Below are 21,245 nucleotides of genomic sequence, written 5' to 3' on the forward strand. Positions count from 1 at the left end.
GAATGAAACCTTCCAATGCGATTGTCGTGGGCGGCGGGATCGGCGGGCTGGCGCTGGCCACAGCGCTGGCGCGGCGTGGCGTGGCCGTGACCCTGCTCGAACAGGCCGCGCGCTTTTCCGAGATCGGTGCCGGGCTTCAGATCAGCCCCAATGGCCTCGCCGTCCTGCGCGGGCTGGGGCTTGAGCGTGGGTTGGCGGCACGCGGTGCGGTGCGCGGGCAGGTGGTACGGCTTTGCGACTATGCCAAGGGCGGCCAAGTGGCGCGGCTGGACCTGACCCGCCTGCCGGAGGACCAGCGTTATTATTTCCTCCACCGTGCCGATCTGATCGACCTTTTGCGTGAGGCCGCACAGCGGGCCAATGTCACTTTCGAGACCGATGCGCAGGTCGCCTCCATCCACCCCGGCGCTTTGCCGCAGGTCCAGATGGCGCGCGGCGGGCGGCGGCGGGCGGAACTGGTGGTGGCCGCCGATGGCATCCACTCGGTCGGGCGGATACAGTTGAATGGGGCGGATCAGGCGCGGTTCTCGGGGCAGGTCGCATGGCGCGCGCTTATCCCCAACGTGGTCGATCATCCGCCCGAGGCGCGGGTCACCATGGGGCCGGGGAAGCATCTGGTCAGCTATCCGTTACGCGAGGGGCGTATGGTCAACCTCGTGGCCGTGGAAGAGCGTGACGATTGGGCCGCCGAAGGCTGGCACCATCGCGACGATCCCGCCAACCTGCGCCGCGCCTTTGCCGGTTTCGGGGCACAGGCCGCGCAGATGTTGGAGGCGGTGGAGGAGGTCACTCTCTGGGGGCTGCACCATCACCCCGTCGCCGCAAATTGGCAGGCCGATGGCGTCGCGCTTTTGGGCGACGCGGCCCATCCGACACTGCCCTTTCTGGCGCAGGGCGCGAATATGGCGTTGGAGGATGCATGGGTCTTGGCCGATTGCCTGACCCGCTATCCGCGCGACGCGGCGCTCACCGCCTATCAGGCGGCGCGCATCGACCGGGCGCGGCGCATCGTGAAAACCTCCGAAGGCAACGCCACCCGCTATCACCTGCGCTCAGGTCCGATACGCTTTGCGGCCCATACCGGGCTGCGCATCGCCTCAACGCTGGCCCCCGGTGCCATGCTGCGGGCCTTCGATTGGCTCTATGCCCATGACGTGACGAAAGGGTAGAGGCCGCCGCGGAAGAACGGCGGCCCCAAACACTCAACCCGCGCGTTGCAGCATGCCAAACAGGTCGCGCGGATCATCCGGGTCGGCCAGAAGGTCGAGCGGCTGGAACAGCCCGGTTTCGGCAATCTGGTCGCGGACATAGCGCAGGGCCGAGAAATCTTCGATCGCGAAGCCCACGGAGTCGAACAGGGTGATCTGTTGCGCATCGCGGCGGCCCTCTGCCTGACCGGTCAGCACCTGCCAGATCTCGGTCACCGGGTGGTCAGGCTCAAGCTGCTGGATTTCGCCCTCGATGCGGGTCTGCTCGGGGTATTCCACGAAGATGCCCGAGCGGTGCAGGATCGCGGGCGCCAGTTCCGTCTTGCCCGGACAGTCGCCGCCGATCGCGTTGATATGTACGCCGGAGCCGACCATATTGTCGGTCAGGATCGTGGCATATTGCTTGTCCGCGGTGCAGGTCGTGATGATCTGCGCGCCCATGATCGCCTCCTCGGCACTGTCGCATTCCACGACCTTCAGCCCCGAGCCCGCCAGATTGCGCGCGCATTTCGCGGTTGCCGCGCGGTCGATGTCGTAAAGCCGCACCTCGTCGATGCCGCAGATCGCCTTCATGGCGAGGCTTTGGAACTCGGACTGCGCGCCGTTGCCGATCATCGCCATGACTCGGCTGCCCTTGGGCGCCAGCAGCCGCGCCACCACCGCCGAGGTCGCCGCCGTGCGCAGCGCGGTGAGGATCGTCATCTCGGTCAGCAGCACCGGGTAGCCGTTGGCCACATTGGCCAGAAGGCCAAAGGCGGTCACGGTCTGGAAGCCGGTTTTGGTGTTGTCGGGATGGCCATTGACGTATTTGAAACCGTAAACATCGCCGTCCGAGGTCGGCATCAATTCGATCACGCCCTTCTCGGAGTGGCTCGCCACGCGCGGGGTCTTGTCAAAAAGCTCCCAACGTTTGAAATCGGCTTCGATATATTCGGCCAGCCCGCGCAGCATCTCTTCGACGCCAACATGGTGGATGAGCTTCATCATCTGGTCGACGGAAACGAAAGGCACCAGCGCCTTGTCGGAGGGTTTGAGGTTGGTCATCTTGGGGTCTCCAATCAATATGCGCGTGTGGGGCGGTCAAAGACGCGGCGGCCAAAGGCCGAGGCGGTGAGGTCGACCATCAGCTGCGCGGTGCGCCCGCGTTCATCGAGGAAGGGGTTCAGCTCCACCAGATCGAGCGAGCTCATCAGCCCGCTGTCCGAAAGCATCTCCATCACCAGATGCCCCTCGCGCACGGTGGCGCCGCCCGGCACGGTGGTGCCCACGGCGGGCGCGACGGAAGGATCGAGGAAATCAACGTCGAGCGAGACATGCAGCATCCCGCCCGCCGCCGCGACCTTGTCGAGGAAGCGTTGCAGCGGCTTGGCGATGCCGCTCTCGTCGATCTCGCGCATGTCGACGTAAGTAACGGTGGTTTCCTGCAATGCGGCACGTTCGGCCGCATCGACGGAGCGCAGCCCGATCATGGCAATATTGTCATGGGGCAGGGGGCTGTCGATCACGGGGAAGCCGTCAAACCCCTCGCGCCCGGTGACATAGCCCAACGGCGTGCCGTGCAGATTGCCGCTGTCGCTGGTCTGGGGCGTGTGGAAATCCGTATGCGCATCGAGCCAGAGCACGAAGAGCGGGCGGCCCGCCTTCTCGGCGTGGCGCATCGCGCCCAGCACGGTGCCGAGCGCCAACGCGTGGTCGCCGCCCATGAAGATCGGCAAGCCGTCGTCCATCGCCGCATCGGCGGCGGCAGCGAGGCTCTCGGTCCAGGCGATGGTCTCTTCCAGCGCATGCAGCTTCTCGTGCTCCTTGGCGTGGAAGGGGGCGGGGGCCACGTTGCCGCGGTCGGTCACGCTATGGCCGAGGTCGCGCAGCGCGCGCTCCAGCCCCGCGGTGCGGTAGGCGTCCGGCCCCATCAGGCAGCCGCGACGGCGCTTGCCGCTGTCCAGCGGAACGCCCAGCAAAATACAGTTCTGTTGGTTCGACATGGGGGACTCCTGAGATGTTTGATCTCAGATAATCCGCGCATCTGTCGAACGACAAGCCGTCAAACTGTCCGTTTCGGGGGTGTTTTTGACAAACTGGAAGGTCACCTGTCCAGTTTGTCCGGTTCTCGTCTTTCAGGCCGCCTTCCGCGCGGCGGCGACCCAAAGGCCGACCAAGATGAAAGAGAAAATCGCGTTCCACCCGGCCATCGACAGGCCCAGAAACTGCCAGACGATCTCATCGCACATGACCAAGCCGCTGGGGCCCTCGGTCGACAGCAGCGACCCGCCATCGAGGCTGCCCAAATCCATGCCGCCGCCGGTGCAGGAACTTGGCCCCGGCCACCAGCCCCATTCCACACCGGCATGAAAGACGCCGATCAACGCGGTCACCGCCGCCGCCAAGGTGCCGAGCCAAGCCAGCATGCGCGGCCCGCCCAGCAGCACGATTGCCCCAATCAGCACCGCCGCTGCATGGGGCCAGCGCTGCCAAAGGCACATCTGACAGGGCGCGTAGCCGCCCAGATGTTGAAACCCGAAAGCCCCCAGCAACAGCGCGGCCGAACCGAGCGTCGCCAGCAAAGTCAATGTCTTACCCGTCATAGAACCTTCACCACCATGAAGCCGCCGATCAGCAGGGCGACGGCCAATGTGAACATCAAACCCAAGCGCCGTTCAATGAAGTCTCGGATCGGTGCGCCAAAGCGCCACAGCAGCCCTGCCACGACAAAGAACCGCAGCCCGCGGGCGAGGATCGAGGTCATGATAAAGGTGCCAAGCGGCATACCCGTCCAGCCCGACATGATCGTGATGACCTTGTAAGGGAAGGGTGTGACCCCGGCGACCAGCACCGCCCAAAAGCCCATGTCATTGAACCGGGACGAGAATTCCGCCATCGCATCGGTCTTGCCCAGACTTGCAAGGATCGGCTGGCCGAGGTTCTCAAAGGCCAGCGCGCCGATGGCATAACCCAAAAGCCCGCCCAAGACCGACGCGAGCAGCGCCACCCCGGCGATCAGCCAGGCGCGATTTGGCCGCGCGATGATCATCGGGATCATCAGGATGTCGGGGGGGATGGGAAAGAAGGAGCTTTCGACAAATGCGACAACGGCAAGCGCCCAAAGGGCATGGCGGTGTTGGGCCAGGCCCAGGGTCCAGTCATAAAGGCGGCGGATCATTATCGGGGGCTCCGGCTGTTTTGAATGCCTCACCATGTCGCGCGTCCAAGGTCAAGCAACTGAGCCCGCAGCAGGGGTGAAAATCCACTTGCTCCTGCCGCTTTTGCAGGCTACATCGCCCTACGTGCCCAAGTGGCGGAATGGTAGACGCAGGGGATTCAAAATCCCCCGCCGCGAGGCGTGCCGGTTCGAGTCCGGCCTTGGGTACCACCTTCTTCGTAAGGTTTTCCGCATATTTACATGAATGACACCGGTGCTCTGCGCCTTTCGAGCCTGTTCATTCTTCGCGCCAAAACCCTGCGATCACCTCCTGCGCCACCTTATTCTGCACCGTAAAATCAGTGTCTCCCGCGCCGCCGCCTTCGGGGTCGGTGAACCAACGCCAGATCCAGACGTCACGAATCCCGCGGGCCTTGAGGGCGCGGAGCCAGCGATCCAGCACCTCCGCCTGAAGCGCCATGTCGGCGGGGGCGGCGCGTTCTTCGGCGCTTTCCCATGGGCGGGCGGTCGCGCCTTCGGCGGAGCGGAGGCCGATTTCCGCGATCCAGATGGGTTTTGCGTGTTTTCGCGCCACGGCGGCGACACGGTCCAATTCTGCGGTAATGGCGCGGTCCCAATCGGTCGGCGCGTCCGGGGCGCCTAGAACGGGGTAGAGGGATACCGCTACGGCATCCAGTTCGGGCCAAAAGGTGATCTCCTCGGCCTCATCGGCGCCGTGGGCGACATAGGTGAGCTTTCCGCTGAAAAGCGCGCGTATCTCGGCGATGGTCTCGCCCCAACGCGCCGCCCCCGATACGCCGCGCAATTCGGTGCCGAGGACAAGCACGTCGGCGCCGTTACGCTCTGCTGTGAACGCGATGGCGCGTAGAACCTCTGCGTAGGCGGCGTGCCATGCGTCTGCGCTGTCCGGCTCGGGGGCAATGGCGCCGGCCCAGCTTTCGGGCACCCAGACATGGGGTTTGACGATGGCGGCGATCCCGGCGGCGTGCAGCTGCGCGATCCCGGCGGCGATCCTGTCATGGGGCAGCGCATCCCCCATGACGATGGCGCTGGAGCTGGGCGAAGGCTGCCATAGGAAGGGGATCACCGTCGCCGCCGTCGCGCCCGTGTCACGCAGCCGCGCGATGCTTTGGGCGGCGGCGGGGCTGCCGAAGGGGGCGTTCGGCGTCTCGATCAGATTGAACCCGCGTAGGATGCCACCCGCCTCTCGCGAAAACGCCGCTGTCGCAGTCAAAGCGGTAGAGCCGAGGGCCCAGAGAAGCGTGCGACGGTCGATCATGGGGCTAGGGTAGGGCGACTTCCCCTGCCGCACAACGGCATGCTGGCGAAGATGCTTGGCCTTTTGGTCGCAGCCGCGGGCCGAATAGCGTCAATTTCGCGCAAAATTGGCGCGCTTTTATCTGTCGGACCCGCGCAGAGCCCCGTGACAATTCCCTTTCCCCGGTCGGCCCAAGCGCGTAGGCAGCGCCTACCTTGGAAAACGAGACATATCATGGCGCAGAATGCCACCATCTACAAAGTCGAGCTTTCGGTCTCGGACATGGACCGTCATTATTACGAGACCCATAAGCTGACCATCGCCAAACACCCTTCGGAAACCGATGAGCGGCTGATGGTGCGGCTGGTGGCCTTTGCCCTTAACGCCCATGAGCATCTGGAGATGACCAAGGGCCTCTCTACGGATGATGAGCCGGACATCTGGCAGAAGAGTCTGAGCGGCGAGTTGGACGTTTGGATCACGCTCGGCTTGCCAAGCGAGAAGGTCCTGCGCCAGTCCTGCAACAAAGCGGCCAAGGTGGTGGTCTATCCCTACGGCGGCAAAACGGCGGAGGTCTGGTGGGATAAGGTCAAGAACGGCACCACCCGTTTTGACAATCTGGACGTGGTGAACCTGGCCGAGGGTGACACCAAGGCGCTGGCGGAACTGGCCAGCCGGGCGATGAAGCTTCAGGTGATGATCCAAGACGGCGAGGTGACGGTGAACCTTGATGAGGCGATGGTGACGCTCACGCTCGACCGTTGGAAGACTGCCCGGTAAAGGACAGCGCGCTTAAAGGCTGTCGAAAAAAGGCGCGCCTCTATGGGCGCGCCTTTAAATTTAAACGTCCAGCTTCTTGTCGCCGCGCTTCCATGCCAGCGGCTGGAAAACCTCATCCACCGGGGTTTCGGCAACGTGGTTGACGTAGTTGGAGATGGTTTTCTGCGCCATGCCGAGGATCACGTCCAGCACCGCGCGGTGGCCATAGCCTGCGTCGAAAAACGCCTGCATCTGCGCGTCGGAAACGAAGCCGCGGTTGCGCACCATTTGCACGGTAAAGGTTCGCAGCGCTTCGAGTTTCGGCGTCGGCAGGGCCGTTTCATTGCGCAGCGCGTCGCTGATCTCGTCCGAGACTTTCATCATCTTGGCGATGCCGGTGTGGGCGGGCACGCAGTAGTGGCACTCGTTCTCGACGTTGATCGACTGCCAGACCACGGTCAGTTCTTCGGCGTCAAAGTCAGTCTCGGTGAAAAGCTTATGCAGCACCTGATAGCCCTCATAGGCCTGCGGGCTTTCGGCCAGCACCTTGTGCAGACCCGGCAGGCGGCCAAAGGCCTTTTGCGATTCTTCCAGCAGCGGCTTGGAGGCTTCGGGCGCGGTGTTTTGGTCGTGGGACGGGAATGTCATGGTTTTTACCTTTGTAAATCGTCGATATCCGTCATTTAGGCTTTCTTGAGCGATCACTCAAGTATATATTTGAGTGATCGTTCAACATATGGTGATCTCATGCCCCGCAAACCGAACCACGACCGAGCCGAGCTGATCGACCGCGCCCGCGATCTGTTCTGGCGTCAGGGCTGGGCGGGCACGTCGCTGAAAGACCTCGAAGCGGTGCTGAAGATGAAGCCCGGCAGTTTCTACGCGGCCTTCGGGTCAAAAGAGGCGCTGTTTGAAATCGCTTTGGACAAATATGCCGAGGATGGGGCCGGGCGCTTGGCCGAATTGGTCGCGGAACATGGTCCGATGGCGGCGCTGAAACGCTATCCCGAATTGGCGATCTGCCGCGAGGAGGCTCCGGCCAAAGCCTGCATGCTCTCCAAAACTTTGCTGGAGTTGCAGGCCCATGGCCACCCGTTGGCGAAACGGGCCAGCGCGCATCTTATGGGGATGGAAGAGCAATTCGCGGCCCTTTTCGCCCAGATGCAGCGGGACGGGGAAATCGGCGCGGCGCATGACCCGAAGGCGCTGGCACGCCGCTATCAGAGCGACCTTTTGGGCCTGCGCGTCTCGGCCGAGCGGGAGGAGATCGACGCCCATGCCATTGCCCGTGAAATCGCCGAAGGTCTGGAGCGGTTGTAACCTGAGGCCGCGCTATTCGATCTGCTCTTCCAGCATGGCCGTGATCTTGCGCCGTTGAAAAATATTGCGGATCTGACGCGCCATGATCCGTTCCGGCACGAAATAGGGTTTGCCGTCTTTCCATTCCGCCCGGAACTCAAGCCGCGCGGCGATCAGCTTGGTGGTATGGCCATCCGCTGCAGCAACGGTGAGGTCCATCTGCCGGACTTTATCGAACAGCCCCTCGGTCCCGATCCGCGTCTCGGCGCGGCGGAGCAGGTCGAGAAAACTGCCGATGTCGATGAAATCACCGCTTTTGATCGGCCCTTGATTGGTGCGGGTCAGGGGGTTCTCCACATCGTTCAGTGCCACCTCTTCGCGTTCGGTGACCTTGACGTGGTAGGTTTTGTCATCCGTCACCACCCGTGCCATGACCTCCAGCAGGTAAATCGGCTCGGCCCCCATATTGGTCACGAAGCAATGGGCATTCTCATCCCGGGCAATCGATCGGTTGATCAAGATCACCGGCTGTCGCTGCCGCCGGAAGTTGAGCCATAGGATATGCAGATAGGCCAGCCAGACCACTGCCGTAAAAAGGCTCACCGCCACTTGCAACGTGCCGGAATTCTCTGCGATCCAATCGAGCATTCTGTCTCTTCCTTACCAAGCCTGCGGGGGTCGCGAGATTAACGCACGGGGCGGCGCTTCGTTGCACAGAGATTGGCGGGGCGGGGTTGACCGGGCGGTATTATATCAATAATTCGCGATATATGGATAATGAAAACGCCCTCCAAGCCTTCGCCGCCTTGGGTCAGTCGACCCGGCTGGATGTCTTTCGCCTGCTGATCAAAGCGGGCGGTAAAGGCATGTCGGCGGGCGAGATCGGCACCGCGCTTGATGTGCGGCAAAATACGATGTCGGCCAACCTCTCGGTGCTGGCCCGCGCAGGGCTGATCCGCAGCAAGCGCGAAGGACGCAGCATCCGATATTTCGCCGATATGAACGGGCTGCGCGCGCTGCTGGGCTTTCTCTTGGAAGACTGCTGCGGCGGCCAGCCTGAACTCTGCCAACCGCTGCTGGATGAGCTGACCTGCTGCTAACCCCCGAACCCCCAACACGAAAGACCGCCATGACCGATACCGCTGATCCCGCAACCGCTGGCCTTGGGGCTTTTGAACGCTGGCTTTCGCTCTGGGTGGCGCTGGCCATTGGGGCGGGGCTTTTGCTGGGCAATCTCTTTCCCGGTATTTTCGGCGCGCTGGCGGCGCTTGAGGTCGCCTCGGTCAACCTGCCGGTGGCGGTGCTGATCTGGGCCATGGTCTATCCGATGATGGTCGGCGTCGATTTCGGCGCGCTGCGGCAGGTGGGGGACAAGCCGAAAGGGCTGGTGGTGACGCTGGTGGTCAATTGGCTGATCAAACCCTTCACCATGGCCGCCCTTGGGGTGTTGTTCTTCAATCATGTCTTCGCCGGGCTGATCCCGCCGGATGATGCGCAGGCCTATCTGGCGGGCGTGATCCTCTTGGGCGCAGCGCCCTGTACCGCCATGGTCTTTGTCTGGTCCAACCTCACCCGCGGCGACGCCACCTATACGCTGGTGCAGGTCAGCGTGAACGATGTGATCATGATCTTCGCCTTCGCGCCGATCGTGGCTTTCCTCTTGGGCGTGACCGATATCACCGTGCCTTGGGACACGCTGCTGATCTCGGTCGGCCTCTACGTCATGCTGCCGCTGCTGGCGGGCTACCTTACCCGCGGGCGGTTGGTGGCCAAGGGCGGTGAGGCGGCGGTCGACGCTTTTAAGGCTCGGGTGCAGCCCTTTGCCATCATGGGGCTTCTGCTGACGGTCGTGCTGCTCTTTGGCTTTCAGGGCGAGGTGATCCTCGACCGCCCGCTCGTGATCTCACTGATTGCCGTGCCGCTGTTGCTGCAATCCTACGGCATCTTCTTCATCGCCTATGGCGCCGCGCGGGCTTGGGGCATTCCCTTCAACGTGGCCGCCCCCTGCGCCTTGATCGGCACGTCGAACTTCTTTGAACTGGCCGTCGCCGTGGCGATCAGCCTCTTTGGGCTGGGGTCGGGCGCGGCTTTGGCCACCGTCGTGGGCGTCCTGGTCGAAGTGCCGGTCATGCTCTCCCTCGTAGGCTTTGCCAACCGCACACAGCATTGGTTCCCCGCCGCCAAATGAACCACGCCCGATAACCCTCTGCCGCCTAAGGAAATTCCCGTGACCGATACGCCAAATATCGAAGAAGACCACTTCAACCCCATCGACGAGAGCCGCCTCCTGTCGCCAAAGCGCGTCACCCACGGCCCGCGCATTCTGCTGCTCTACGGCTCGCTTCGCCCGCGGTCCTTCAGCCGTCTGATGACCGAAGAGGCCGCCCGCATCCTCACCCGTCTCGGGGCCGAGACGCGGACTTTCAACCCCACGGGCCTGCCGCTGCCCGACGATGTCGCGCCTGAGCATCCCAAGGTGCAGGAACTGCGCGATCTGGTGTCATGGTCCGAAGGCATGGTCTGGTGTTCGCCCGAACGCCACGGCGCGATGACGGGGATCATGAAAACCCAGATCGACTGGATCCCCCTGTCGCTCGGCGGGGTGCGCCCGACCCAAGGCAAGACCTTGGCCGTGATGCAGGTCAGCGGGGGGTCGCAAAGTTTCAACGCGGTGAACCAGTTGCGCATTTTGGGCCGCTGGATGCGGCTGCTGACCATCCCCAACCAATCCTCGACCCCCAAAGCTTTCTTGGAGTTTGACGAGGGTGACCGGATGAAACCCTCACCCTTCTATGACCGCGTGGTCGATGTGATGGAGGAGTTGGTGAAATTCACCCTGCTGACCCGCGACAATAAGGATTATCTGCTCGACCGTTATAGCGAGCGTAAGGAAAGCGCCGAGGAGCTTTCCAAACGGGTAAACCAAAAGGCGATCTGACCGCCAAATGCAAACGGCAGGGCCAATCTTGGCCCTGCCGCATCATACTCGCGCTAAAAAGCGATCAGTCGTTGGACCAGCCGGAAACCGCTTTGATTTCGCAGAAGTCCTCGATCCCCCAAACGCCGCCTTCGCGCCCGTTGCCCGAACGTTTCATGCCGCCGAAGGGCGCACCTGCGCCACGGCTCTCGCCGTTCATCTCAACCATGCCCGAACGCAGCTTGGTCGCCAGACGGTTGCGGCGGGTGCCATCGCTGGATTGAACATAGTTGGTCAGGCCATAGACCGTGTCATTGGCCATCTCAACGGCTTGATCTTCGCTCTCGAACTTCATGATCGAAAGCACGGGGCCAAAGATCTCTTCGCGGGCGATGGTCATATCGGGCGTCACATCGGCGAAAACGGTGGGTTTGACATAGAAACCCCGGTTCAGATGCTCGGGCCGACCGGTGCCACCGGCCACCAGACGCGCGCCTTCGTCGATGCCTTTCTGGATCAGGTCTTGGATCTTGCCCCATTGCGCTTCGTTCACGACGGGACCGATGTGGCGGCCCTCTTCGCTGGCGGGGCCGACTTCGACCTTATTGGCCACTTCGGCTGCCGTCTCGACCGCTTGGTCATAGACACTGGCCTCGACCATCATCCGGCTCGGCGCGTTACAGCTTTGGCCGGTGTTGTTCATCATATGCAGCACGCCGCGTTTGACGGCCTTGTCATCGGCATCGGCGAAGACAAGGTTCGCGCCCTTGCCGCCAAGCTCCAGATGGACCTTCTTCAGTGTATCCGCCGCGTTCTTGGAGATCGCGATGCCGGCGCGGGTGGAGCCGGTGAAGCTCACCATATCCACATCCTCATGGCCGGTCAGGGCGGTGCCCACGGTCGCGCCGTCGCCGTTCACAAGGTTGAAGACACCGGCGGGGAAGCCTGCCTCATCCATCATCTCGGCAAAGATCACCGCGCTCAGCGGGCTTTCCTCAGACGGCTTCAGCACCATGGTGCAGCCCGCGGCGACAGCAGCGCCGACTTTCAGCATCACTTGGTTCATCGGCCAGTTCCACGGCGTGATCATCGCCACGACGCCAACCGCTTCGTGAATGATCCGGTCGTTCGGCGCGTGATCGCCCAAAGGCTTTACAAATTTGAAATCTTTCGCCGCTTTGATGAAGTTCTTCAGGTGGGTGTAACCCGCCCCCCATTGGGAACTGCGCGCCATCTCAATGGGCGCGCCCATCTCGGTGCTGATCGCCTGCGCCATGTCCTCGGTGCGGGATTTATAGACCTCGGCCAGTTTCTCCATCAGCGCGATACGCTCTTCGGGGGCGGTGGCCATCCATGCGGGCAGGGCGGCCTTGGCCGCAGCCACGGCAGCGTCCACATCCTTCGGCCCGCCGAGCGAGATCACGGTGCAGGGTTCTTCGGTCGACGGGTTGATGACCTTATGTTCTCTGCCCTCAAGCGGGGCGACCCATTTGCCGTCGATATAGAAATCACGTTTTTCGATCATGCTCTGTCTCCGTTATTGGCCAGGCGCGCGTCTTTCTTGCCGCCTAGAAGTGTCCGGGAATCGCCGGCTCCCGATATGCCTAAGACAATTTTACGGGGCGGAAAAGTTCAGAGGTGATTTTTGATCAAAAAGACGGGCGCGGTGGCTTGAAACCTGCGGGCGGGTAGGGGGCGCTCAGCCCTGCGCCGGGAAGCTGATTTCGACACAAAGCCCGTCTTGGCCTTCGACCTTCAGCGTCGCTTCGTGCTGGAAGGTCAGCGTGCGGATCATGCGCCAGCCCAGCGAATCCGACCTCTCGGGCCGTTTGGCGTCATCGGGCAGGCCGACGCCATCGTCATAGACCTTGAGCGTGAGCCCTTCGTCATCCTCTTGCGTGACTTCGATGGTGATCACCCCTTTGTCGCGCCCTTTGAAAGCGTGTTTATAGGCGTTGGTGATCAGCTCACCCACGATCAGCCCGATGTCGACGGCCAGTTTGTTGTCCATCTTCAGGCTGGGGCAAATCAGCTTGATCGCGATGCTCTGACGATCTCCGGTAAAGGCGCGTTCGGCGTTTTTGGCGACTTCATCCAGCATATCCTCCAGATCAAGGTCGGTGCTGTCGGTTGAGCGTTGCATCAGCTCATGCGCCTTGGAGAGCGAACCCACCCGGGTCTCCAACTCGCGCAACACTTGGCGGGTCTCATCCTCTTTGGCTTGGGTCTTGCTCATCCGGATCAGCGCCACGATCAGGGCAAGGTTGTTGCCCGTGCGGTGGTGAAGCTCCTGCATCAAGAGATCGCGGTCGGCGATGCCTTCGCTGAGTTCGCGGTTCTGTTCGGTCAGCGCGGCGGTGGGGTCTTTGGCATTATAGGCCTCCAGCGCCGCGAGAGCATCGGCCTTGATCTGCTCGACCGCGCTTTGCGGCTCGGGCAGGAGGAACTCCGCATGAACCCGCGTGCCTTCTTGCCCGGTGTCCACATCGAAACGCGCCGCGATCCGCTGCACGCCCCGCAGGCCCAGCCCCATGCCCGTCTCAGACACGATGGCGCGGTTGGGGTCGAGCTTGTCCTCTTCGATCCCACGGCCCTGATCAATCACCGTCAGCCCAAGGGCGGGCTTGCCGTTGACATCGGTCAACGAAAAACGCGCGCGGCCCTTCTGCCCGTGCTCGATGGCATTGCGGCCCAGTTCCACGGCGGCGGTGACGGTGCGCGTCCGCTCGAATGAGGTAAAGCGCATGGCTTCGGTCAGGGTCAGGGCGATCTGGCGCAGGGCTGCGATATCGCCGCCCTTTTCAAGGTTCACCGAGGTGAGATTGGTTGCTTTCATCAGTCCGCGTCCCGTGCAATGCGTATGACCACGATGGAGGCGTCATCACGCCCGCGAAATGCCCGGTCGAGCAGGTAGCCAGCGATCAAAAGCGGAGATTTCCACAATAGACCCTGTGGAAGATAGCTGTCGCGCAGGGTTTTCAACCCGTCGCTGTGCAGGATCATCAGATCCCCCGGTTCAAGGTCAAAGGTGTCTTCATAGCCTCGCGTGGCGCGGGCACCGATCCGCCCGTCACGCACCGGCAGGCGTTTGACCGCACCGTCGCGGACCCGCAGCGTGGCGATATTCCCCAAGGCGGCATAGCGCAGGACCATCTGCGGCTGCGCGATATGCACAAGGGCCGCCACCGCGCCGCGTTTGCCGATCAACTGCTCGGTCACCTCATACATTACCGCGCCCGGCTCACTGTTGAAGCTGCGCGTGGCTTTGACGGCGTCGGTGACCTCCAGCGAAGCGGCTGCGGCTTCGGGGCCATGGCCCAACCCGTCGCACAGCAGGATGTCGGTGGCTTTCGGCGTCTGCCGCAGCAGGTAATCGTCGCCGCATTCTTCTTCGTTCGGATGGCAGACCCGTAGGCCCACGGCCTCGACCCCATGGGTCGGGCAGGGGGTACTGTTTTTGACAAAGCTGCAAACGATGGTGGTGCCCACCTCCGGCCCGCTGAAAATGTCGAAATCATTCGACAGGCGGCGGATCGCCCCGAGGCCCAGCCCAGCAGAGCCGCCGCTGCTCATGCCGTCCTGAAACATGTGATCCATATCGCTGATGCCGGGGCCACGGTCGGTAAAGATCATCACGATCTTATCGCCCTTGCCCTCGGCCGGGGCATTGATCAGCGCGCGGCCCTTTTCGGCGTAGCGCAGGATGTTGGTGGTGGCTTCGGTGGCGACGATGGCCAATTCGTCGGTCCGATGTTTGGGCCATCCGTGTTCCGCCGCCAGACGACGCGCGGCGCGGCGCACCACAGCGATGGCGCTTTGGTCCTGAACTTCGACCCACTGTATCATAGGTTCACACTCATCAACACGCTGGTGCCCCCGCCAACGGCGGTGCGAATTTCAAACTTCTGGGCCAGCCGCTGCGCGCCGCCCAAGCCCCGGCCAAGCCCGCCGCCCGAGGTATAGCCGTCCGTTAGGGCCAGTGCCACGTCCTCGATCCCCGGTCCCTTGTCCCAACAGACCACGCTCAACCGCTTGGCCCTTGGATCGACATAGATGGAAAATTCGCCGCCGCCAGCGTGAACGATCGCGTTGCGGGCGATTTCACTGACGGCGGTGGCGAAGCGTGTGACATTCAGCGCCGAAGCGCCGTGTTCTTTCATGTAGCGCGCCACGGCTTGGCGGACCGTAACCGCGTCGCCGCTGGTCTTTAGTTTGAACTGAGAGAGAAGAACCTGCGCCCCAAGGTCCTTTTCATCAAACGCGTCGTAGCTGGGTGAGGGCATGGGTCAGGCTCAAGGCGGTGCGGATTTCTGGCAAGTACATGCCAAGCTCAACCAGCGTGACCGCCACCGTGGGGCGCATGCCGACCACATAGGTATCCGCCGCCAGCAGGCGAGAGATCCCCGCCAACTGCGCAATCACCCGCCCAACGAAAGTGTCCACGATCTCAAGCGCCGAGATATCGAGGATCACCCCATCGATGCGATTCTGGGATATCTTGTTCGACAGCCGATCCTGAAGCTCCAAAATCTCCGTGTCCGTGATGTCATCCTGTATCGAAACGAGGAGCGCATGTTCGACCAGATTAATCGACGTGACACCGGCCACCTTATTGGCCCTCGGTCTTCTTGATCACATAGCCGACGGTCATCAGCGCATCCGAAAGGGCGGTGCGGATGCTGGACCGGGTCGAGACAGTGCCCACGTCGATGCCAAGCTGCACCATGGTCTGGGCGATCATCGGGCTGATGCCGCTGATGATACATTCGGCCCCCATCAGGCGCACGGCGGCGGCGGCGCGCAGCAGGTGTTGCGCCACCTGCGTATCGACGGTGCCGACGCCAGTGATGTCCATGATGACCACTTCGGCCTGACGCTCCAGAATGGTTTGCAGCAGGTTCTCCATCACCTCTTGGGCGCGGGCGGAATCTAGCGTGCCGATCAGCGGCAGGGTCAAAACGCGGTCCCAAAGCTCGACCACGGGGGTCGAAAGCTCCAACATCTCTTGGCGTTGGCGGTCTATGATCTGCTCGCGCTCGAGAATGAAAATCTCATTCGTGTAGATGGCAAAGGCATCGACGAGACGGGTAACCAGCATCACGTCGCGGATCAGCATCGCATGGTCGCTGTCCAGCATCGTCTCAAGCCGTTTGAACAGCGGCGTTTTCAACGCCAGCACAAAGGTCGCCATCTCGGTCGGGGTCACGCCACGGTTGACCCGCTCGCGACTGACATCGGTCAGAACGGCACGCAGATCGTCCCATTGGGTGTCGTCAAAGTCGAAATCCTCGCCGGTGACCCCATCGCGCACACCTTTGGAGAAGGCTTTGAGCAATTCGCGGTTCTGGTTACGGCTCTCCGCATCGGAGAACAGGTCAGAACGCTTTACGCCTTCTTTGACCTGCGTTCCCAGCCACTCCTCGATGATACCTTTGAAATCGGTGTCGAGAACAGTCAGAATATTGGCCGTAGCAGATTGCGGCATCTTGAACCCCAGTATTTATTTCACCCCCCATAGGCCAATCGTGGGCGTGAGTGTCAATAGGACGCAGGGAGTTTGATCGGCGGTAAAGCGCCGTTTTACAGAATGAAATGGCGCGTAAGTAGCTGTTTTTAAGCAGGCTCTCGCGACGAAACGTAAGGGTCGCCTGCAAAAAGGGCAGCAACGGCGCTTTGGCCGGGTGCTGCCCCTTTCTTGGTCTTGTCTTGCGGCTGTCAGGTTGCCGCGAGGTTATTACGCCGCCTCGCCGGGGTGACGCGGCACCAGCGCGCGCACTAGATCGCGCATATGCAGCACGCCAACCTGTTTGCCTTCGCGCATGACGCGGTAGTTGTTGGTGGTATCCCCGCCGGAAACGGCAATGATGCTTTCCAGCGTGTCGTCGAAATCAACCTCACCGGCCACATCCGTGGGCGGCACATCGGTCTTTTCCATGACCGAGCGGACGCGCAGCACGCGGGCACGGTTAATGTCGCTGACGAAGGCTTCGATATAGGGATCGTTGGGGTTCAGCAGGATATGCTGCGGCTCGCCCTGTTGGACGATGAACCCGTCTTTGAGGATCACCAGATGGTCCGCCAGTTTCAGCGCCTCGTCCAGATCGTGGGTGATGAAGATCACCGTCTTATGCAGTTCTTCCTGCAATTCGATCAGCAGGTCCTGCATGTCGGTGCGGATCAACGGGTCGAGCGCGGAAAATGCCTCATCCATCAGCATCACGTCGGAGTTTGAGGTCAGCGCCCGGGCAATGCCCACACGTTGCTGCATCCCGCCCGAAAGCTGCGCGGGATACTGCTCTCCTTGGCCTTCCAGCCCGACGCGGTTGAGCCATTTGGTGGCCTCATCCGCGTATTTGCTGCGGCTTTTGCCTTCGATCTCCCAACTCAGCCCGGTGTTTTCCAGCACCGTGCGGTGGGGCAGCAGGGCGAACTTTTGGAACACCATCGACATGTCATGCTTGCGCAACTGGCGCAGGCGACGCTCGTTATAGTCGAGGATGTTCTCACCGTTCACGATGACCTCGCCCGCCGTGGGGTCGATCAGCCGGTTGAGGTGGCGGATCAGCGTTGATTTGCCCGAGCCCGAGAGCCCCATGATCACCGTCGTCTTGCCCGCAGGCATGTCCACGTTAATGTCATTAAGGCCCAGCACATGGCCCGTCTCGGCCTGAAGGTCGGCTTTGCTCATCCCCCCGCGGACCTTCTCCAGCGCGGTTTTGGGATCGTCGCCGAAGATCTTGTAGAGGTTGCGGACGGAAATCTTGATGTCGTCTGTCATGTCTGGCCTCACTTCTGCGCCGCGTTGATCCGCGCGAGCGCGGCTTTGGTGACCCGGTCAAGGATGATCGCAAGCAGCACGATCCCCAGACCCGACAGGAGGCCCACGCCCAACTCAAGGCTGCGAATGCCGCGCAGCACCAGCACGCCAAGGCCGGGAGCGGACACCAGCGAGGCGATGACGACCATGGCAAGGCTCATCATGATGGTCTGGTTCACACCGGCCATGATGTTGGGCAGGGCCAGCGGGATCTGCACCTTGTAGAGCTTTTGACGGTTGGTCATGCCAAAGGCATCGGCGGCCTCGATCACGTCTTTATCGACCAGACGGATGCCAAGGTCAGTCAGGCGCACCACCGGGACGATGGCATAGAGGATGATGGCGATGCCGTAGAGCTTGGGCTCGGTCACCGAAAAGAGGAAGATCAGCGGAATGAGGTAGACGAAGGGCGGCAGGGTCTGGAGCATGTCCAGCACCGGGATCATCGAGCGTTGCACCCTGTCGCTGCGCGACATGGCGATGCCAATGGGCACGCCCAAAAGCACGCAGATGAAGGCACAGACAAAGATGATCGCCAGCGTCTGCATGGTGTGCTCATAAAAGTCGATGAAGGCGAGGAAACCAAAGACCAGCGCCACCAGACCCACCAGCTTGAGCGAACGGCCCACGGCATAGGTGATTGCCATCAAAAGCGGGATCATCACGAACCACGGCACCGACTGCATCAGCCACAGTGCGTTTTCCAGCGCCCAGCTCAGCGGTTGGGTGAGGGGGTCGACAACAACTTTGAGACTGTCCTTGATGGCAAGGAAGCCTTGCTCCAGCCCTTGGGTCAGGTCGCGCGATTGTGGGATGGCGTCGCAACTGTCGTGCAGCGCATCCAGAGAGGGGAAGGGCATGTCCCAAAGCGTGGTGTCGGTATCACCGCCCGCTTGGCCCATGAGGTCGGCCATGGAGCTGAGCCCGCCGCCTTGATCGTCGCCGCACCAGTCCCGCAGACCGAGCGTGTCAAAGAGATTGTCGTAGGTTGCCATCTGTCGCTTTCCCGGCCTGCATCAGACCGTTTGCTTTGGGGAAGGGGGCCGGTGCGCCGCGCAGGCCGCGCGGCGTCGGCTGCCCCATGCAGTGGCGGCAATTCAAACCTATGTCCTTACAAAGGAACTGCGCATCGGGCCAAAGGGGTCAAGGCGCAGTCGGTATGAAAAGACGTAAGTCTAGCCGCAGGTCATCGAAACGAACGGGCGGGAAACCCTGATGAGTTCCCCGCCCGTCGTTTTGGTCAGTCTGTCTTACTGCTCAAGCAGCTTGGACAGGTTGCCACGGGCGTCATCGCTCAGCCATTCGGCCCAGACGTCCTTGTTGTTTTGCAGGAAATACACCGCCGCTTCCTCGTTGGAGGCGTTGTTTTCACCCTGCCATGCCAGCAGCTTGCTCATGTCGTCGGTCTTGAAGGTCACATTGCCGATGAACTCCGCGATCTCGGGGTTCTCGTCGTGGAAATCCTTGGTCATGACGGTCAGCACCGGCGCGGTCGGGAAGGCCGAAGGCTTGGGGTCCGGCGTGTCGGCGTTCTGGTTGGCGTTATGCGCGGCTTCGTCATATTCGCCCAGATCGACGCTGGTCATGTCGTATTTGCCAAGCGGGGTGGTCGGCGCCCAGTAGTAGCCGAACCAAGGCTCTTGGCTCTCGTAGGCCGAGGCCATCGAGGTCACCATCGTCTCACCCGAGCCGTGGTTGAAGACTTCGATGCCGTTGCCTTCGAGGTCATAGGCCCGCGCGAGGTTGTCGCTCACCACGCGGCAGCCCCAGCCATCGGGGCAGTTGTTGAACATGCCGCCGACCAGTTCGGGGTTTTCCAAAATGCCTTCGATGGTCTTCAGCTCGGGGTGCTCTTCGGCCAGATAGGTGGGGATCCACCAGCCTTCGACGCCACCGGGATCGAGCACGGAGGTGAGTTCAACAATCTTGCCGTCCGCTTTCAGCTTCTTGTAAGCGTCACCGGCGGAGTTGGGCCACAGTTCGGGCACGATGTCCGGCTCGTTGTTCTCGGACAGGGAGGTCACGGCGGGGGTGGTGTCCGAAGGCACCACGGTCACGTCGCAGGAATAGCCCTGTGTCAGCAGGAATTCGGTGACGGCGGTGACGATCTGCGCCGAAGCCCAGTTCATTTCCGCGATCGAGACTTCGCCACAGTCCTGTGCGGCGGCGGCCATCGGGGTTGCAACGGCAAAGGCCGTGCCAAGCAAATAGCGTTTCATAGTGATATCTCCTCTATTGTATCCGCAGTGTCGCGCAGCCGCGCACCGCTGATCTTTGCCCCTTTCCATCAAGAAGGAGCCGGTCGCGCGATAGGCGCGGCAGCTTTCGATGGGTGGGTTTGCTGGAGATATGAAAACAAATCATGCGCCCCTGTGCAACACGATTGCCGGGCGCAAGACGCAAGAACGGGCACCGCGCCGGGCCTGACGCGATGCCGCTATATGCGGCGTTCCCATGCAGAACGCCATATTTTAAGGGTCGGCACGGCCCCTCACGCAGGGCGCGGGCCAGAGCATTCAGCGGCGGGAAAAACTTTCCATGTCGCGGATGTGCTGGGGAATATCTTTGCGGTTCAGGCCGATATCCTGAAGCAGACGGTCGTCCATCGCGTTCAAGGTCGACAGCGTGCGGTTACGCTCCCAACGGCGCGCGGTGTCGCGCAGCGCACGGCGCAGCATGGCGACAAGGGCCAGCCCTTCGGCATTGGCGACTTGACCGATGCTGCCGTTAAAGGCGGTTCCGGGCATCCCGGCGATCTGGTTTGTGTTTTTCAGCAGGCGGAAATGCATGGCATGCTCCATATCAAAAAGGTCGAAGTGGGAAGGATCCGCAAGAGACGACGGTCAGTGCCAGAAGGCCGGGCCGGGTCGGTTGTGTGGGTCTCATCCCGAGTGTGATCCGGAAAGTCAGTTGGAACCCCGATGGTCTAAACAGGCGGATCGGCCTGTCCGACCGGGGTTACCGGCGGTTCAGCAGCGTGCCCGGTTTGCGCGGGCGCCTCTTATGAACAGCATACATCAACATGCCGCGCATTTGGTCCACCCGAGCGGGCTTTGCAATAGGGTGAAATAGGGGTGCGACACCCTGCCGCATGTGCAGGGCGCAGAGCCTACTATGGCTGAGGTTTCCGCCCGCCCGGCGCGGTGTCGTTTGCAGCATCTGAAATGTCGTTTTGAGGGTCGGATTTGGCGCATTTTGGCCCGGCGGATCGAACGGAAAGGGGCGGTTGTTTGAGCGGCCTTCGCGGCTGGCAATTGCATTTTTTCCGCGGTCAATCTCGGCGCGGAGTGAGGGGCGGAGCGCTCACCATGACTCACCCGTAACGCGCGCGGCTTTTGCCGCCGCGGGCGCTCAATGCCGCGAGGAGTTGATTCGGCGGGAATAAGGCGGGTCGCCCGTGGTTTCGTCACCAGTTCCGCAGGTTTGCGGGCGATTGGTTCCAGCCGGTGAACAAGCAATCGAAAAGAATGACGAAAACAAGGCGGCGCAGATGCGGCTGATTTGCGGCGGCATTGTCGCGCAATGCGAAACAGTCTTGACCGAGGGATCGATGCAGTCGTCCCGCGCAGGCGTTAATTCACCTTAATTCTATGGCGATTCGGGATTCCGGCGCGGGGTGCGCCGGAAACAATCCCGCCCGAAAGTCGCGCTAAACCACCTGAATTGCGGCAAAACTTCAATTGGTTCCGGCAATTTTCAAACATTTTTTGCTTTGTCCATTCGTATAGGAGGGCTATTCCTATAGGTGCCCAACTGGGGGGCATAGAAGTCTGTAGGTCACGGGGGCGGCCGCATTAAGCGCATCAGGGATGCGGGAAATGTGGATACGC

The 21,245-nt window shown here is 61.8% G+C and carries 23 protein-coding genes and 1 tRNA gene; 7 read left to right on the forward strand and 17 right to left on the reverse strand.

Annotation, left to right across the window (positions count from 1 at the left end; all coding sequences use genetic code 11):
- Positions 1-2: 2 nt before the first annotated feature.
- On the forward strand, positions 3-1,169 hold the full coding sequence (locus ACGYLX_RS03815) for an FAD-dependent monooxygenase (RefSeq protein ID WP_394408875.1): 1,167 nt from the start codon (positions 3-5) through the stop codon (positions 1,167-1,169).
- A 33-nt stretch (positions 1,170-1,202) separates the two neighbouring features.
- Here the strand turns inward: ACGYLX_RS03815 and ACGYLX_RS03820 are convergent, their stop codons facing one another.
- The 4 genes from ACGYLX_RS03820 to ACGYLX_RS03835 all read right to left on the reverse strand — a co-directional run bounded on the left by ACGYLX_RS03820 (position 1,203) and on the right by ACGYLX_RS03835 (position 4,365).
- Complete coding sequence (locus tag ACGYLX_RS03820; RefSeq protein ID WP_394408878.1) at positions 1,203-2,252, reverse strand: ornithine cyclodeaminase; 1,050 nt, start codon at positions 2,250-2,252, stop codon at positions 1,203-1,205.
- 14 nt (positions 2,253-2,266) lie between these two features.
- Positions 2,267-3,190 (reverse strand): arginase, encoded by a 924-nt coding sequence (gene rocF / locus ACGYLX_RS03825; protein WP_394447411.1) that lies wholly within the window; start codon positions 3,188-3,190, stop codon positions 2,267-2,269.
- A 132-nt stretch (positions 3,191-3,322) separates the two neighbouring features.
- Complete coding sequence (locus ACGYLX_RS03830; RefSeq protein WP_394447413.1) at positions 3,323-3,790, reverse strand: disulfide bond formation protein B; 468 nt, start codon at positions 3,788-3,790, stop codon at positions 3,323-3,325.
- Complete coding sequence (locus tag ACGYLX_RS03835) at positions 3,787-4,365, reverse strand: YqaA family protein (protein WP_394447415.1); 579 nt, start codon at positions 4,363-4,365, stop codon at positions 3,787-3,789. Before ACGYLX_RS03835 ends, ACGYLX_RS03830 begins: the two co-directional genes overlap by 4 nt.
- 126 nt (positions 4,366-4,491) lie before the next feature.
- Here ACGYLX_RS03835 and ACGYLX_RS03840 point away from each other — a divergent pair.
- Positions 4,492-4,575 (forward strand) — tRNA-Leu (locus ACGYLX_RS03840).
- Between the two features lie 67 nt (positions 4,576-4,642).
- On the opposite strand, the gene ACGYLX_RS03845 is transcribed toward ACGYLX_RS03840, so the two are convergent.
- The gene (locus ACGYLX_RS03845) at positions 4,643-5,644 is read right to left on the reverse strand and encodes a glycoside hydrolase family 113 (protein WP_394447417.1); all 1,002 of its coding nucleotides are present in this window, start codon (positions 5,642-5,644) and stop codon (positions 4,643-4,645) included.
- A gap of 213 nt (positions 5,645-5,857) precedes the next feature.
- Here ACGYLX_RS03845 and ACGYLX_RS03850 point away from each other — a divergent pair, with 213 nt between their 5' ends.
- On the forward strand, positions 5,858-6,403 hold the full coding sequence (locus ACGYLX_RS03850) for a YaeQ family protein (RefSeq protein ID WP_271687506.1): 546 nt from the start codon (positions 5,858-5,860) through the stop codon (positions 6,401-6,403).
- A 60-nt stretch (positions 6,404-6,463) separates the two neighbouring features.
- On the opposite strand, the gene ACGYLX_RS03855 is transcribed toward ACGYLX_RS03850, so the two are convergent.
- Positions 6,464-7,030, reverse strand: a complete 567-nt coding sequence (locus ACGYLX_RS03855) for a carboxymuconolactone decarboxylase family protein (protein ID WP_394430972.1) — start codon at positions 7,028-7,030, stop codon at positions 6,464-6,466.
- 99 nt (positions 7,031-7,129) lie between these two features.
- Between ACGYLX_RS03855 and ACGYLX_RS03860 the strand changes: the two genes are divergently transcribed.
- A complete protein-coding gene (locus ACGYLX_RS03860; RefSeq protein ID WP_394447419.1) occupies positions 7,130-7,702 on the forward strand; it encodes a TetR/AcrR family transcriptional regulator in 573 nt (190 codons plus the stop codon).
- Positions 7,703-7,714: 12 nt separating this feature from the next.
- Here ACGYLX_RS03860 and ACGYLX_RS03865 read toward each other — a convergent pair whose 3' ends face one another.
- Positions 7,715-8,329, reverse strand: coding sequence for a hypothetical protein (locus ACGYLX_RS03865; RefSeq protein ID WP_394447421.1), 615 nt, complete (start codon positions 8,327-8,329; stop codon positions 7,715-7,717).
- 122 nt (positions 8,330-8,451) lie between these two features.
- Between ACGYLX_RS03865 and ACGYLX_RS03870 the strand changes: the two genes are divergently transcribed.
- From ACGYLX_RS03870 to arsH, 3 genes are read left to right on the forward strand one after another with little or no spacing between them, the layout of a single operon-like run.
- Positions 8,452-8,781: a helix-turn-helix transcriptional regulator gene (locus ACGYLX_RS03870; RefSeq protein ID WP_271693587.1), complete on the forward strand. Its 330-nt coding sequence runs from the start codon at positions 8,452-8,454 to the stop codon at positions 8,779-8,781.
- Positions 8,782-8,810: 29 nt separating this feature from the next.
- Positions 8,811-9,869, forward strand: coding sequence for an ACR3 family arsenite efflux transporter (gene arsB, locus ACGYLX_RS03875; RefSeq protein ID WP_394447423.1), 1,059 nt, complete (start codon positions 8,811-8,813; stop codon positions 9,867-9,869).
- 39 nt (positions 9,870-9,908) lie between these two features.
- Positions 9,909-10,619 carry an arsenical resistance protein ArsH gene (gene arsH, locus ACGYLX_RS03880; RefSeq protein WP_394447425.1) on the forward strand — a complete coding sequence of 237 codons (711 nt, stop codon included), beginning with the start codon at positions 9,909-9,911 and terminating at the stop codon, positions 10,617-10,619.
- 64 nt (positions 10,620-10,683) lie between these two features.
- On the opposite strand, the gene ACGYLX_RS03885 is transcribed toward arsH, so the two are convergent.
- The 10 genes from ACGYLX_RS03885 to ACGYLX_RS03930 all read right to left on the reverse strand — a co-directional run bounded on the left by ACGYLX_RS03885 (position 10,684) and on the right by ACGYLX_RS03930 (position 20,204).
- Positions 10,684-12,123, reverse strand: a complete 1,440-nt coding sequence (locus tag ACGYLX_RS03885) for an aldehyde dehydrogenase family protein (protein WP_394447427.1) — start codon at positions 12,121-12,123, stop codon at positions 10,684-10,686.
- A 174-nt stretch (positions 12,124-12,297) separates the two neighbouring features.
- A complete protein-coding gene (locus ACGYLX_RS03890) occupies positions 12,298-13,434 on the reverse strand; it encodes a sensor histidine kinase (protein WP_394447428.1) in 1,137 nt (378 codons plus the stop codon).
- Entirely contained in the window at positions 13,434-14,444 is a 1,011-nt protein-coding gene (locus ACGYLX_RS03895; protein ID WP_394447430.1) for an ATP-binding protein, read from the reverse strand. The genes ACGYLX_RS03890 and ACGYLX_RS03895 overlap by 1 nt, the downstream gene beginning before the upstream one ends.
- Positions 14,441-14,881 carry an ATP-binding protein gene (locus tag ACGYLX_RS03900; RefSeq protein ID WP_271687494.1) on the reverse strand — a complete coding sequence of 147 codons (441 nt, stop codon included), beginning with the start codon at positions 14,879-14,881 and terminating at the stop codon, positions 14,441-14,443. The genes ACGYLX_RS03895 and ACGYLX_RS03900 overlap by 4 nt, the downstream gene beginning before the upstream one ends.
- Entirely contained in the window at positions 14,853-15,206 is a 354-nt protein-coding gene (locus tag ACGYLX_RS03905) for an STAS domain-containing protein (protein ID WP_271687493.1), read from the reverse strand. The genes ACGYLX_RS03900 and ACGYLX_RS03905 overlap by 29 nt, the downstream gene beginning before the upstream one ends.
- Position 15,207: 1 nt before the next feature.
- On the reverse strand, positions 15,208-16,083 hold the full coding sequence (locus ACGYLX_RS03910) for an STAS domain-containing protein (protein WP_271687490.1): 876 nt from the start codon (positions 16,081-16,083) through the stop codon (positions 15,208-15,210).
- 249 nt (positions 16,084-16,332) lie between these two features.
- Positions 16,333-17,376: a glycine betaine/L-proline ABC transporter ATP-binding protein gene (locus tag ACGYLX_RS03915; RefSeq protein WP_271693595.1), complete on the reverse strand. Its 1,044-nt coding sequence runs from the start codon at positions 17,374-17,376 to the stop codon at positions 16,333-16,335.
- Positions 17,377-17,384: 8 nt separating this feature from the next.
- Positions 17,385-18,410, reverse strand: coding sequence for a proline/glycine betaine ABC transporter permease (locus ACGYLX_RS03920; protein WP_271693596.1), 1,026 nt, complete (start codon positions 18,408-18,410; stop codon positions 17,385-17,387).
- 255 nt (positions 18,411-18,665) lie between these two features.
- Positions 18,666-19,634, reverse strand: coding sequence for an ABC transporter substrate-binding protein (locus ACGYLX_RS03925; RefSeq protein ID WP_394440959.1), 969 nt, complete (start codon positions 19,632-19,634; stop codon positions 18,666-18,668).
- A gap of 297 nt (positions 19,635-19,931) precedes the next feature.
- Positions 19,932-20,204, reverse strand: coding sequence for a DUF1127 domain-containing protein (locus ACGYLX_RS03930; protein ID WP_169306066.1), 273 nt, complete (start codon positions 20,202-20,204; stop codon positions 19,932-19,934).
- Positions 20,205-21,245: the final 1,041 nt, after the last annotated feature.

Origin of the sequence: Sulfitobacter sp. 1A13496 (genome assembly GCF_043557225.1) — a bacterium.
Classification (GTDB): Bacteria; Pseudomonadota; Alphaproteobacteria; order Rhodobacterales; family Rhodobacteraceae; genus Sulfitobacter; species Sulfitobacter faviae.